General features: G+C 55.1%; 12 protein-coding genes. 8 read left to right on the forward strand and 4 right to left on the reverse strand.

Features of this window, described 5'->3' with window-relative positions:
- Window position 1: 1 nt before the first annotated feature.
- Window positions 2-415, reverse strand: a complete 414-nt coding sequence (locus tag ABJ205_RS12460; RefSeq protein WP_348160810.1) for an ATP-binding protein — start codon at window positions 413-415, stop codon at window positions 2-4.
- Between the two features lie 37 nt (window positions 416-452).
- On the opposite strand from ABJ205_RS12460, the gene ABJ205_RS12465 reads away from it, so the two are divergent.
- Both ABJ205_RS12465 and ABJ205_RS12470 read left to right on the forward strand, forming a co-directional pair.
- On the forward strand, window positions 453-902 hold the full coding sequence (locus ABJ205_RS12465) for a FecR domain-containing protein (protein WP_348160809.1): 450 nt from the start codon (window positions 453-455) through the stop codon (window positions 900-902).
- On the forward strand, window positions 902-1,531 hold the full coding sequence (locus ABJ205_RS12470; RefSeq protein ID WP_348160808.1) for an OmpA family protein: 630 nt from the start codon (window positions 902-904) through the stop codon (window positions 1,529-1,531). The genes ABJ205_RS12465 and ABJ205_RS12470 overlap by 1 nt, the downstream gene beginning before the upstream one ends.
- Here ABJ205_RS12470 and ABJ205_RS12475 read toward each other — a convergent pair.
- The 3 genes from ABJ205_RS12475 to ABJ205_RS12485 are packed head-to-tail and all read right to left on the reverse strand — an operon-like array spanning window position 1,521 to window position 5,047.
- Window positions 1,521-3,563, reverse strand: coding sequence for a CHASE2 domain-containing protein (locus ABJ205_RS12475; protein WP_348160807.1), 2,043 nt, complete (start codon window positions 3,561-3,563; stop codon window positions 1,521-1,523). The two genes, ABJ205_RS12470 and ABJ205_RS12475, sit on opposite strands and share 11 nt — an antisense overlap.
- A gap of 21 nt (window positions 3,564-3,584) precedes the next feature.
- Complete coding sequence (locus ABJ205_RS12480; protein WP_348160806.1) at window positions 3,585-4,550, reverse strand: MBL fold metallo-hydrolase; 966 nt, start codon at window positions 4,548-4,550, stop codon at window positions 3,585-3,587.
- 20 nt (window positions 4,551-4,570) lie between these two features.
- Window positions 4,571-5,047, reverse strand: a complete 477-nt coding sequence (locus ABJ205_RS12485; RefSeq protein ID WP_348160805.1) for an STAS domain-containing protein — start codon at window positions 5,045-5,047, stop codon at window positions 4,571-4,573.
- A gap of 261 nt (window positions 5,048-5,308) precedes the next feature.
- Between ABJ205_RS12485 and ABJ205_RS12490 the strand changes: the two genes are divergently transcribed.
- From ABJ205_RS12490 to ABJ205_RS12515, 6 genes are all read left to right on the forward strand, one after another.
- Window positions 5,309-7,417, forward strand: a complete 2,109-nt coding sequence (locus tag ABJ205_RS12490; protein ID WP_348160804.1) for an adenylate/guanylate cyclase domain-containing protein — start codon at window positions 5,309-5,311, stop codon at window positions 7,415-7,417.
- Window positions 7,404-8,150 (forward strand): hypothetical protein, encoded by a 747-nt coding sequence (locus tag ABJ205_RS12495; protein ID WP_348160803.1) that lies wholly within the window; start codon window positions 7,404-7,406, stop codon window positions 8,148-8,150. Before ABJ205_RS12490 ends, ABJ205_RS12495 begins: the two co-directional genes overlap by 14 nt.
- 68 nt (window positions 8,151-8,218) lie before the next feature.
- Window positions 8,219-8,755 (forward strand): RNA polymerase sigma factor, encoded by a 537-nt coding sequence (locus ABJ205_RS12500; protein ID WP_348160802.1) that lies wholly within the window; start codon window positions 8,219-8,221, stop codon window positions 8,753-8,755.
- 94 nt (window positions 8,756-8,849) lie between these two features.
- Complete coding sequence (locus ABJ205_RS12505) at window positions 8,850-9,821, forward strand: FecR domain-containing protein (protein WP_348160801.1); 972 nt, start codon at window positions 8,850-8,852, stop codon at window positions 9,819-9,821.
- A 76-nt stretch (window positions 9,822-9,897) separates the two neighbouring features.
- Complete coding sequence (locus tag ABJ205_RS12510; RefSeq protein ID WP_348160800.1) at window positions 9,898-12,303, forward strand: TonB-dependent receptor; 2,406 nt, start codon at window positions 9,898-9,900, stop codon at window positions 12,301-12,303.
- 256 nt (window positions 12,304-12,559) lie between these two features.
- A complete protein-coding gene (locus ABJ205_RS12515; RefSeq protein ID WP_348160799.1) occupies window positions 12,560-13,729 on the forward strand; it encodes an alpha-hydroxy-acid oxidizing protein in 1,170 nt (389 codons plus the stop codon).
- Window positions 13,730-13,871 lie beyond the last annotated feature (142 nt).

Consider the following 13,871-nt stretch of genomic DNA (forward strand, 5'->3'; position numbering starts at 1 on the left):
TTCAGCACAGAGTCAGTTTGAGGTGATTGCTTCCCGACGCGCGCGAATAGACCGCGTCTTCGCCCCAAGTGTTGATGATCGCCAGTCCAATCCCTCCGCCTGTCGCCGGATCTGGGCCGGTGATAGGTGCGACGGTAAAGGGATCAAATTTCGGACCGTCATCCACCATTTCAACTGTTATTACGTCTTCATTGCCTTGAAGGATAAGCAACAAGGCGAGGTCTTGTGATTTCCCGCCGTGGCGCAGAGAATTTGTAACGAGCTCTTCAACCAAAATAACGAGTTTGATCTTGAGGCGTGGTTTGCAATCCAGATCCTCCAGAAAGCTACGAGCGAATCTAAGAGAATGCGCAATCGGAATCGCGCAATTGCTATCTTTTGTAACAAACGCCGAAAATCGTCTCCATTGCCCCATGTTTCTATGCTAACACAGCTTCAACGGGGGAAGAAACATGCGAAACCTATTTTTACTTCTAGCCGCAATCTTTGCGATGGCAGCCCAACCTGTTGCAGCACAAGCTGTCGCAGAACGAGAAATCGGGCGGATCAAGAATGTGACGCAAGGCGGCATCGAAGTCGTGCGGGATGGTAATAAGCTTACAGGCACCTCGGGGTTTCGTTTACGCGAGGGCGATATTGTTGTCACACGCTCGGGGCAAAGGGCTGGCATCACATTCGTTGACAATACGCGCTTGGTCATCGCTCCAAAGAGCCGGATGATTATCTCTCGCTATCGTTTCGACCGGGCCCGGCGCACGGGAGAATCCCAAATGCAGATTGACCGCGGCGCAGTGGGTGTTGATTCCGGCGAGCTTGCTCGCTCTGGCCGGATGAAATTCAAAACACCGACTTCGACATTGGGTGTTCGCGGAACCACTTTTGTCATCGAAGTGGATGAGTGATGCGAAAATCTCTTGGACTTACCGTATGTATTAGCGCTCTCGCATTGGCGGGGTGTTCGGTCGCTAAAGAGCGTGTGACGCTGCTGTCACCGGCGCAAGATGGCAAAGACATTGGCGGTGTCGTCATCGAGTATGATGACGGCCGCGAAGCTTATTTGGGCTTCGACAGTCAGCAGGCAAAGCTTCGGGGCGAAAAAGTGCCGCACCTCGTCAGGCAGTATGACGAGGCCGATCCATTTTACTCTGACCTGGCGAGCAGTCTTCCCGCGAACGTTGTGCGTGAATATTTCTATTTCGCGCTTGGCAAGGATGAACTTGCTCCTGCTGAACTGGATCGATTGCAGGCATGGCTCAATGAGAACATTCAAAACCGCCCGGGACTTTCTGTAGAGATCGCAGCTCATACGGATGTCTCTGGCGGCGAAGAATTAAACACGGGTCTGGCAAAGAGAAGAGCCGCCGAGGTGCGCAAGCAAGTCGAAGAGCGCATTAAAGAAGGGCAAATCGCGGTGAAAAGCGAAGATATAGAAGAGCTTCCCGGCTCTTTATGGTGGGCGCAGTCGATCATCGATTCCGGGCAAAACTATGTCCCCGAAGACTACCGTGTGGCTGTGGTGACTATTCGTTAGTCTGCGGCTCCTTGCCCAAAAATCGAAGGGCGAGAATTGTAAGGTCGTCGGCGGGGTCCATGCCATGTTCGTATGAGCGGACTTTGCCGGCAATTGCTCTTGCTTGCTCGGGAGCGGATTTGTTTCCGCCCGAGCCAAGCACTTCGAGCACCCGTTGCAATCCAAAGCGGTCTTCCTTTTTGTTCATGGCATCGGTTGCGCCATCGGTGATGATGACCAATGTTTCACCTGCCTGAAGTTGCAGTGTTTCAACGCTGTATGGGAAGCCATCAAGCGTGCGAAGGCGAAGACCGCCGCGCATTTTCACGACTTCGACACTGCCATCGGTTTTGACACGCATGGGGTCTTCATGGCCTGCGTTGACCATTTCGACATGACCTGTCGTACAATCAATGATGCCCACCAGCATGGTAAGGTCCATCTCCTCATCCTCTTCGGCCATAAGGTCAGAATTCATCTGACGCACAGCCGCCTCCAGATCGCAGTTTGAACGCAGGAGATTGTTCTTGGACACTGACTTGGAAAGCGCCATGAAAAGCGCTGCACGAAGGCCTTTGCCGCTCACATCCCCGACGAGGAATGCCAGTCGGTTGCCTTCTAATTCCATTGCATCATAGAAATCGCCGCCTACCGATTTCGCTGGCTCCAACACTGCGCCGATTTCCGTCCGAGTGCCCAACTTTGCAAGCCGTGCGGCACTTGGCACCATGGTAAGTTGAAGCTTGCGTGCGCTTTCATTCTCTTTCTCCTGTTCGGCTGTGAGGACGCGCTGCTCTAACAATTCAGCGAATGTCAGCGCATAGCGGGCCAACACCAGAGCGATGCCTGCACAAAGGGCGATGATGAGAGGGCGAGCAGGGTCGATTAGCAACCCTGCGCTGTCATAAGCTGCAAATGAGCCGATCGGCAGCAGCGCGGCCAAAATACCCGCCGGAAGAAATAGCCACTTGGCCAAACCAACGCCTGCTACAATCAGCATCGCGACAAGCAGCAAGGCGAAGGCAAATTCCAGTCCTTGAGCCCAGCCAGGCCGCGACAACCAGTGCCCGTTCAAAATCGCATCGACAGCCTGCGCTTGTACAAGTGTGCCTTGCATCTCACTTGCGACAGCTGTTGCGACGATATCGGTTGTGCCGGTTGCTCCAAAACCGACGATGACTGCCTTTCCTTTCATCTCTTCGACATCGAACTTGCCGTTCAATACGTCGAGCGCGGTGATAACATTCGCATCCCAACCGGCAGTCATTTTGAACTCAAGGCTTGCGGCCTCATCAGATGGAATGATCTGCTCACCCATTTTAAGGCCATTGTCAGTCCATTCGGGTGCCTCCTGCCCAGTTTTCATGTTCGCGATTTGCAAGGCGAAGCCTGCGACTGTTGTTTGTCCAGCCATCACTGAAAGGGGCACTCTGCGAACAATCCCATCGGCATCCGGCGGGCCATCGACTACCCCTCTTGCGAGAGCCGCTGCATCGAATAATGGGATGCTTGTGAGCAAGAACTGAGCTTTGGCAATATCGCGAGGCGGCGTCCCGCCAAGGGCCTCAAAGGTGAGACCATCTATGCCGCGTTCTTGATCGGTGGTGGTTACACGGGCCAGCACCGTCGGCGCTTCTTCGATAACGCTCGCTAGATATGGGTCTCCACCGGGCAATTCGAGGACTTTGCCACGGGTCGCAGCATCCAACGCGTCTTCGTTGTAAAGTTCCAGAAAATTGCTTGGGTCAAGGCGATCGGGTTCTACGAAAAAGATATCGATGCCAATCGCGGCGGGCTGCGCGTAAGCGATGTTTTCGATTAATGCGGCCACATCGGTGCGCCGCCATGGCCATTGGCCTTTTGCCTCGACACTTGCATCGTCGATCATCACGACGACAACATCATCGCTTGAAGCGTGGCGCGGCCCCCATTGCTGCCAGCTGTCAAAAACAAGGCGGCGCTGAAATTCTCCGCCCAGCACACTCACCAATACGCCAACAAGGGCGCCGGCGAGGACCGCTGCGGTGATTATGCGCTTGGGTTTGGACTGCATCTGCGGTCTAGTCGCGCAAGCTCAAAGCTCAACGCACAACCCATCATATGAACACAGTACGTCAAGCGGTTTGCCCTCGCGCACGAGCTCTTCATACCGTTTCGTTTCTGCATGCATCCGGCTAATGTCAGCATCGGAATATGTTGGCTCGTGATGGAACAGAGCAAGCCGTTTGGCCCCTGCCTGATGGCAAAGGTCAACTGCGACAATGTTGGAGGAATGCCCCCAATCCTCTTTCATCGAAACACTATCGGCGAGCGAATACATCGTATCGGCGATAACCAGATCCGCGCCCGACATGAATGCAGCCATGTCGTCTTCTTCGTCCATCTTGTCGATTTTATATTCGGCATCAGTAGAATACACCGCGCTGCGTCCGTCCGCGTCGGTGAAGCGAAAGCCATAGCTGTCATGGCTATGTTCTTGACGGGTCAAAGCAACGGTCAGTTCGCCAACTTGATAGTCTTTGCCCGTTTCAAGTGTGCGAAATTCGATGTCTGCTTTGAGCCAGTCGAACGGCACTGGGAAGGAAATTTCCTCTTGTTGGCGCCGCAAAGCGGTTTCGGCATCGCTGTGTCCTGCGTGAATGATGACTTTCGTGCCATCCACGAATGCGGGCAGAAAGAACGGGAAGCCCATGATGTGATCCCAGTGAAGATGGGATAGGAAGAAATGCCATTCCTTTGGGCGGTGCCCATCAGAAAGCCGTCGCAACGTGTCGAGACCAAGCTCGCGTAGTCCCGAGCCCATGTCGCAAATAACAAAAGCGCCTTTGCCTACGTCGATCTCGACACAGCTGGTTGCGCCGCCATATCCTTGACCGACTGCGAATTCGAGTTCGTTATGCGCAAAGTCGAGAGCGGCTTGTTTATCCGCAAAGCTCCTACCTTCAGCCAGTAGGAGCGCGTCAGCCACCTTGTCAGCAATGGTTGCCGCCTTAGGCGCAACCGGTAGCGAACCACGCGTTCCCCAAAACCGGATCTGCATATTCCCCCCTCATTGTTACGCTAATTCCCGATTGCGTCTTCAATCGTATCAGCCACCCTGAACACCATGTCATAGCGGCTGATGGCAAGAATTTCACGCATCGTATCATTCGGGCAGGCAAGCACAATAGTGGTGCCGCGTTCATTGGCGGCGCGCTGCGCCAAGGTCAGGCCGCGTAGGCCCCGTGATGACATATATTCAATACAAGATAAATCGATGATGGCGGTTTCCAACTTGGTTCCAACCGCATTCACGAGGTATTCTTTGAAAGCGTCGGCGCTGGTTTCATCAACCCGGCCACTGGGCAAGAGCACCAAAGCGCCCTCTTGTTCCCTGCTCGTCCATTGCAATACATCAGCCGACATATCGATTGCATAGCGTGAGTTAACGCGATTGCCAAACGATCTGCTGGCTATTGGCAAAGTCGCGGCACAGGGCGGCGCTGTGTTTGCGCCGTATGGACCAAGTACGGGTGCGATTTTGGCAAGGTTGTGCATAAGCGGCCTGATTGGTTTTCTACGCTCGGCATGAAACCATGAGATTGTGAATTTTTTCCTATTCTAACCCTTTTTTCCAATCGCATAAGCGTGATCACCAACTGTTCATTGGGCAGGCTCCGTACTTGTCCTTAGTTAGTTTACCGTTTGAGCAAGGGGAAAGGACATAGGTGCGCCTTTGCCCTTGCTCGCCCGCGGTAAACCTGCTTTCCAAGCCGTGATGACAGATCAGCGTCTGTCAGGGGTCTAGGGGGATTGGCAATGGCGGATGACGCCACCGGAAAAAAGCGCTTAGGCGCGTTTGCACGCAATGTTCGAGGACTTCGAGAGGCGGGCACGGTGCAGCTTATCAGCATGGTCATCTTTGTGCTCTTCTCGGTCTTTATCGCCCGTTACAGTTGGGCATTGCCCGGCGATGGTGAACCGACGCCGCTTACCAATGACGCGGAACGTGCGCTTTACGACACTCGCGCCTATCTCGCCGCGGACTTGGTTGACCAAGATGACCGCATCGTTCTTGTCGTCTATGATGATGAGGCGCTCATCAATCTGGAGAAGCGTTCTCCTTTGCCGCGTGATGCATTGGCTGAGGCATTGCGCAATCTGGACGTTATGGGGGCAAAGGCGATCGGGATCGATGTGCTCTTCGACCAACCTCAAGCCGAAGACCCTGAATTGGTTGAAACCTTGCGTGCGATGGAGACACCGACATCGGTTGCCTATGCGACGCTTGCCACCAATAAGGCTGATGTTGTCTTTCAACAACAGCAACACCTCGATGAATTTATGCAAGCGATTGAGGAAGGCGGCACCAACGCAAGGCGCGCCAGCATCCGCTTGGACGATGAATTTGGCGCAACACGGGTCTGGCCCAATATCATTCCCGACTTGCCGCCATTATTGGGCCGGGCAATGCTCGAAGATGCCGGTGGGCCGTTTGAGGGATTTGAAGGCTATGAAGGCGCAATCGAATATCGCCGCGCATTGAAGGCCGATTTTGCTGATGATGTGGACCCTGAAGCGCCAGTTGAAGGGCAAGTTGAGGAACCCTTGTTCTTCTCACTTTCAATCGAACTGTTCCTAGATTTAGATCCTGATGTGGCCCAATTTGTCGCGCAGGAAATTGAGGGGAAATATGTCCTGATTGGCGGCGATATCCTTGATTATGACCGGGTAGCGACACCGTTTACGTCTTGGACTGGGTTTGAGCCCTCGGGGCTATCTGTGCATGGTGAGCTCATCGCGCAAATGCTCGACGGAAAGCGCCTTACTCAGATCCCTGTGTGGAGCATCTGGATCATGGCTCTTGTCGTCGTGGGAAGCGCGATGGTGGTTGCGCTTCTTGAATGGTCTGCGCCAAAACTCGTGCCGCTCATGCTGGGGCTAGGCGCTATTTATGTCGGCCTTCCATTCATGCTTCATTTCCATGAGGTGGACACCTATGGTTTGCCCGCCGTGGGTTGGCTGGTCGCCTGGATTATCACCTTCACCGTAGTGACCGCAGCCGCACGTTCAGCAGGCGCGGCGCAGCGCTCGTTCGCGCAAGGGGCGCTTGGCAAATACATCCCTCGCGATATCGCTGAGGCGATCATTGATGATCCCGACCTGCTCTCCCTTGGGGGACAAAAGCGTGAGATTTACGTCATGTTTTCCGATCTCGAAGGCTTCACCAAAATGAGCCACGCGATCGAACCAGAAATGGTGGCGAAGCTGCTTAACCGCTATCTTGAAATGCTCAGCAAGGTGGTGCTCGACCATGGTGGAGTGATCGACAAATATGTCGGCGATGCGGTGGTCGCGTTTTGGGGAGCACCAATTGCGCGCGGCGACGATGCAGAGCGCGCATTGAAAGCAGGCTATGCGATTTGGCAGGCGGGTGAGGATTTCCGTAAGGAAGTCGCAGCGATGGACGCCAGCCTGCCCAAGATCGGTAAGACCCGCGTAGGGCTTCACTTTGGCGAAGCGGTTGTTGGCAACTTTGGCGGGGAAACTCGCATTCAATATACCGCGCTTGGCGATTCCATGAACACCGCCGCACGGCTTGAAGCAGCGAACAAACCGCTTCAATCGAGTGTTTCCGCCAGCCGCGAGATTATCGAACAAGCCAATTTGGATTGGTGGGTGCCGATGGGCCGTATTGTCCTTCGTGGGCGCGCGCAGCCGGTTGATATTTACCAGCCCAAGCCAGGTTTTCCTGAAGGCGATCGTCGCAAACTTGAAGAGGTTGTTCAGGTTTCAGATAGCAACCCTGAACTAGCATCGCAGTTAATAGATCAGGTGGTCGCTGGTCATTCCAAGGATTCGGCGCTAGAAAACTACAGCAATCGAATTCGAAATTTGAACAATGGGGGAGCATATGTTCTCGGTTAAATTTAAAGCCCGCGCAGTGGGCCTAGCGCTTGCGGGCGCATGTTTGTCAGTGTCAGGGGCTGCTGCTGCTGGCGTTGTTGTGAAATCATCTGGCCCTTCGGCGGGAACATATCCCGTGGGTAAGAAGGTGGCCGATGCTTCTACAATCACGCTTCGCGCAGGCGATAAGATTACGGTACTCGTCAATGGCGGTTCGAAAGTCATGCAAGGTCCCGGTACTTTCCGCGTTGGTGAAGGTGCCACGCGAACCCGCGCTCGTTTTGCACGACTGACGCGTCAAGGCGCATCAAATCGCGCCCGGACAGGAGCCGTTCGTGGCGGGGCAAAAGGATCGGTCAGAATGCCAAATTTGTGGCTCGTGAATGTCGCCGCATCGGGGACCACTTGCCTTTATGATCTTGAGAACGTGCAGCTTTGGCGTCCAACCGCCGATGAAGGCGCCACCTACACTGTCGCTGAAAAAGGGGCTGATAGGCAGGTCGAGGTCAATTTCGTAACAACGGAACCGAACCGCGCTCTCGATCCCGAGGGTTTGAAGCTTGCGGATGGTTCGACATACACGATTACCGGCCCAGCAACCGACGAATCCAATGCGCAAACGGTTGATGTGAAGATTGTTGCTTTGACAGAAACATATCGCCAGCCCGACCAACTGGCAGCGGCCCTCGCTGATAATGGTTGCATGGGGCAATTGGCTGCTCTTGGCGATACCGCCGAAGCAGAAGCGTCCTAATCGGCCGCTTGTAGAGACTAGGGTGCCGGGCGGTGATCGCTCGGCGCTTCGCTTTTGGGGCAGCCCCGATGTCAGAAATCGAGCGTCCTTCCAGTCTTGCTGATGTCCTTGAGGCACAGCGTCCCCGCTTTGTACGGTTCCTTGTCGCACGAACACGTGATGCCGATGTGGCAGAGGACCTTTTGCAAGACGCGCGCGCCAAGCTTTTGGTTGATGCAGGCGATAGGTCCGTCTCCAATCCAGTTCCCTACATTTTTCAGATGCTCGCGAATCTTGTGGAGGATCGACGCCGCTCTGAACATGCTCGGAAACAGCGCGGCCGTGATTGGGGTGATCGCGGGCAAGGGCTTGAACCGGACCGCGCGGATCATATCACTCCTGAACAAACTGCGAGCGACCGCGATATGTTGGTCAAGACGCTAGAAGCGCTGGGTGAAATGCCCGAGCGCACGCGATCAATATTTCTCGCCTATCGTGTCGAGGGCAAAAACCAAAAGCAGATCGCCTCCGATCATGGAGTTTCGCTCAGCAGCGTCGAAAAACACCTGCAACGCGCCTACCGTGCGGTTATCGACATTCGCAGCAAACTTGATGCGGGTTTGTAATGAGGTTTCCGTCTCATCTTGTATGGCGCGTTAACAGCGTGCCGCAAACACCAGCTATTGCATGGGTGTTGGGGCCAGGGGCAAGGCGTAGATCATGAGTGACGAAGCAAAACAAGTCGCTGCAAAGCAAGAAGCGGTCCATTGGCTGCTGCGCACTCGTGCTGGCGATATGGATGAAATCGAATGGGACGCGTTTACCCGGTGGCTTGAAGTGTCGAGCGATCATGCGATCTTTTTGGATGAGGCCGAGGCCGCGGACGATTGGACGGTTGAGAATACCGCTAATCTATCAGCTTCGCTATCAGAGCTTTCCGAGAGTGATGCACCTCAGCCGGAAGCCGCCAATGACAATCAGATGATGCGTTTCTTGCCGCTTGCTGGGATGGTTGCGGCTGCTGTCGCCATATTTGCATTGTGGCCAAGCGCGGCTCCAACCGCCACTTTGATCACCACGCAGCCGGGAGAAACCCAAACCGTTGCGGTCTCTGATGAGATTGTGATGACCCTCAATGGCGGAAGCAAGGTTACTTTAGTCGAAGCAGAGACCCGCGTGCAAATCGCGCGCGGTGAGGTTTCTTTCGCTATTAATGCCGACGAACCATCTCCGCTTCGCGTCGAAGTCGCTGATCTAGTGCTGACGGATTACGGGACCATTTTCAACGTCGTGCTAAACGACGCGTCGGTCAGTGTCGCGGTTGCAGAGGGCATTGTCGGCATCAACCCGGAGAACGAAAATGTCCAGGTACAGGCCGGCGAAAAGGTGACGAAGGCTCTTGATGACGGCAAACTTGTTCGCGAGCGTGTTGATTCAGAAACCGTTGGCACTTGGTCACAGGGGCGGCTTGAATTCGATAACACGCCCGCGCAGGAAGCCGTCGCAATGTTAGAGCGCAGCATTGGCTCGCGCGTAACATTGGCTGAGGTTCTAAAAGGCGAAACGCTCACGGGCACGTTGATTGTTTCGGAAGATGACAGCGAAACTGTTGCGCAATTTGCCGAGTTCCTTGGAGCGCAGGCGAGGCCTGAACGGGTTTCCGGAGCGAGGACGGTTTGGGACGTGCGCTGAGCGTCGGGGATAGGTCGCCAAGATGCTTGCCGCCTTCTGCTTGATGCCTTCTCTCGATTTTCATAGGTAACAATCCATGGAAAGCAGGCGACTTGAAACGCAGATAAGACAGCTGCGATTAGCGACGGTTGCAGCGTTCTTGGGCGTGCCATTAGTTATCGGTGTACAACTGGCGCCCGTCTCCGCTCAATCGCACCAAGAGGTCAATGTACCTGCCGGGCGTCTGTCTAGCGCGATCCGGACCCTCTCGCGCCAAACAAGGGTTAGCATCGTCAGCTCTGATCGCGGCCTTCGATCAATCCGTTCGCGCGCGGTTCGAGGCAATCTGAGCGCGGAGGAGGCGCTTCGTCAACTTCTGCAAGGGACGCCGTATCGCGCCGCAAGCGTTCGCGGCGGCGGATTTCGGATCGAGAAACGCCCACCTACACGCATAGCGGGATCGCGGGTCTTAGCGCGGGCCACGCCGCCACCGCCACAACCGATTATTGTTGAAGCGACCAAACGCTCTGCCGCCTCAACCGATTACGCTGGTGGTCTAAGGACTCTCGATTTGACGACACCGGGCTTAATATCTGGGGCATCTGGGCTGGATGATTTGTTGGCCAATGTTCCATCTGTGAATGGTACGGCACTTGGTCCAGGGCGAAACAAAGTGTTTCTGCGCGGCATCGCGGATAGCAGTTTTAACGGACCGACCCAGTCCACAATCGGCCTGTATCTGGGTGAGCAAAGGATTATCTTCAGTGCGCCCAATCCCGACCTTCGACTTGTTGATGTCGAAACGGTCGAATTGCTCGAGGGGCCGCAAGGCTCGCTTTACGGGACCGGCACGCTAGCGGGTTTGTTGCGTATCAATCCGCGAAAACCTGACCCCACTGCACTGGAGAGCGAAGGTTGGGTAGGCGTGGGGTTTACCTCAGGAGCAGAGCAGAGTTGGGATGTGGGGAGTCTCTTTAACCTGCCTGTCAGCGACAGCGCGGCTGTGCGGGTGGTTGGCTATGGTGGCCGGGAAGGGGGGCATGTCGACGACGCAGCCCGAAATCTCTCAAACATCAATTCTGCCAAATTCTATGGAGGGCGCGCGGCGTTAGCATTTGATCTGGGGCCGGATTGGAATGCGACACTGTCTGGCTTTGGCCAGCAGGTCGATGTTGACGATGGGCAATATGTTGACGCGGGTTTGCCCGGTTTATCGCGCGCAGACCTCATCGCGCAGCCATTCCGCTCACGCATCTATAGCGGAGCGGTCACTGTGCGTGGTTATCTTGGCGAGGTTGGGATCGTGTCTACCACTGGGCTTGTCGACAACACCCTAGATACAACTTTCGATTCAAGCGCACTCACCCAGCGTCCCGGAAGCCGTCAGGCCTTCGAAGAAACCCGCGATATTCGCCTCATCACTCACGAAACCCGCATCTCTGGCGGCGATCTTGAGGGGTTTAATTGGGTCGCCGGTTTGGGTACACTGCGCACCCGTGAAGATGTCACCCAACTGATAGAAAATGTGCAAGGCGATGTGAATGACCTGCCACCATTTGCTAGGCAGCGTTTCAAGCTGGACGAGGTCGCAGTGTTCGGTGAGGGAAGCATCCCGCTCACCTCAGAAGTCTCGGCCACTGTAGGTGCGCGCGTGCTCTACACTTGGAGTACGGGGGAACGATCATTCGGTCAAAACACCGTAGTAGAGCCGCGTAATGGCCCCACCCGTCTTTTGCCCACTCTGGCGCTATCATGGAAACCTGACTCGCAGATGATAATCTATGCGCGGTTGCAAGAGGGCTTTCGCACCGGGGGCGTGGCAATTGAACGCAGCGAAAACGGTGACCCTAACACCGCGCAATTTGACCCGGATGAAATCCGTTCAATCGAATTGGGCGTGCGCGGGTCAACGTCAGGCAAGGTCAAAGTCAAATACTCGGCCGTTCTTCACAGCTCCGACTGGGATGATATTCAGGCCGATCTGATCGACATGCAGGGCTTTCCCATCACTCGGAATATCGGCGATGGGAATGTTATGGGGGTGGATGCCAGCCTTGGGTTAGAGACGGGTTCAGGCTGGCATTTTGATTTGGCTGCGGCATACAATGCGTCCCAAGTGGATCGCTTGGCCCCAATGGATGCGCCGATCAGTAGGACGACTATCCCTAATGTTCCTGAATTTGCGCTTAGCGCAAGATTGGCGCGCGAATGGGAGATTGGCGATACTGAGAAAGCAGGAGCAGCACTCGATGCGCGCTACACCGGGGAATCGTTTCTCGACCTCGATCAACAGGTTCGTGCGGAACAAGGTGAATTTGGTTCGTTGGACTTAACTGCTTGGTGGAGCAAAGGCGGCGTCGAAGTACGGTTGGAGGCGCTCAACCTTACGAACACGCAGGGCAATCGGTTTGCGTTTGGCAATCCCTTTAATGCAAGGCGTGAAGATCAGGAAACGCCGCTAAGGCCGTTTACCGTGCAAGCCCGGATCAGCATAAAGCGATAGGTTTGTTCTGCTTGAGTTTAGAGAAGCGAAACCGCACCTTTCCTCCCTATGAAAGCCAGCACAACCACATTCACAAAAGCCTGGTTCGAAGGAGCGCCCCTGCTTTGTCAGTGTGAGAATGCGTTTTTGCGCGCGCGACTGAGCTTGATAAAGCTCCTTTATTAAGCCTGCTCACTTTTTCTCGCAAAAAGACTTGCCGAGCGAGCGTGCTTGGGTTCAAGCTCTTATCCAAAGCACAGATCAGAGAGGACACCCCATGCACAATTTTGGCGGTATGCAGAACGAGATTTACAATGCAGGGCTGCAAGGGATCCTACCCGATTTCCCAGTTGATTTTGCGACTTTGGAAAAGCGCGGCCAGCAAGCTTTGGGTGAAATGCTGACCAACTATGTCGCAGGCGGTTGCGGAGATGAGCATACGCAGGAGAGCAATTCCGGCGCGTTTCACCATTGGGGGATGATTCCGCGCATGATGGTTGATTGCAGCGAACGTGATTTGTCCATCGACCTGTTCGGGATGAAGCTCAAAAGCCCGCTGTTTATGGCGCCGATTGGCCTAACAGGAGAGGCTACACAGGACCGGCACGGCGATTTGGCCGCCGCGCGCGCCTCTGCCGAAGTCGGCGTGCCATTTTGCGTCTCGACCCTTGGCAACGACCCGATGGAGGGTGTGTTCAAGGCTTGCGGCGGCACGCCCGCCTTTTTCCAACTCTATACCCCGCGCAGCCGCGAACTTGCGACAAGCTTGATCAAACGCGCTGAGGCTTCGGGGGCCAAGGCGATTGTGGTCACACTCGACACTTGGCTCACCGGCTGGCGTCCGCGCGATCTTAATGCATCCAACTTTCCGCAGCTACGCGGCAAAGTCATGCAAAATTACTTTACCGACCCAGTGTTTAGAGGAATGCTTGAGAAGCCGCCCGAAGAAGACCCCAAGGCGGCAATCATGTTGTTTGCGGCTATTTTTGGCCAAGTCCTGACCTGGGAAGACATGGAATGGTTCAAATCTGTGACCGACCTTCCCATCGTCCTTAAGGGCATTTGCCATCCCGATGACGCGCGCCGGGCGGTCGATCACGGGGCGGATGCGGTCTATTGCTCAAATCATGGCGGGAGGCAGGCCAACGGAGGCATCGCTACCATCGACTTGCTAGCCGATGTGGTGAAGGCGAGCGGCGATTTACCGGTGCTATTTGACAGCGGCGTTCGCTCTGGCAGCGACGCAGTCAAGGCGCTTGCCCTGGGCGCGACAGCTGTCGGTATAGGGCGGCCTTACACCTACGGCCTTGCGATTGGCGGCGCGAAGGGAGCGGCGTGGGTGCTGCGCTCTATGCTCGCGGAAGCTGATCTGCTGATGGCTGTCAATGGCTATCCAGATCTGGCTGCCGTTCGTGAGGCCGGAGCCCAGCGCACAGACCGAGCGTGATCACAATTATATGATGGTTCAACCGGATAGGGCAGGCCACCAAGGTGGATGAAACCGGATGTTAATTGTAAACTTCTAGCACTGGAGTTAAATTTCGACTCAGTTTTCCACAGGAACGGTGTTAGCCTCGGATTCATAATAA

This window comes from Erythrobacter sp., from assembly GCF_039988855.1.
In the GTDB taxonomy this organism is placed as follows: Bacteria; Pseudomonadota; Alphaproteobacteria; order Sphingomonadales; family Sphingomonadaceae; genus Erythrobacter.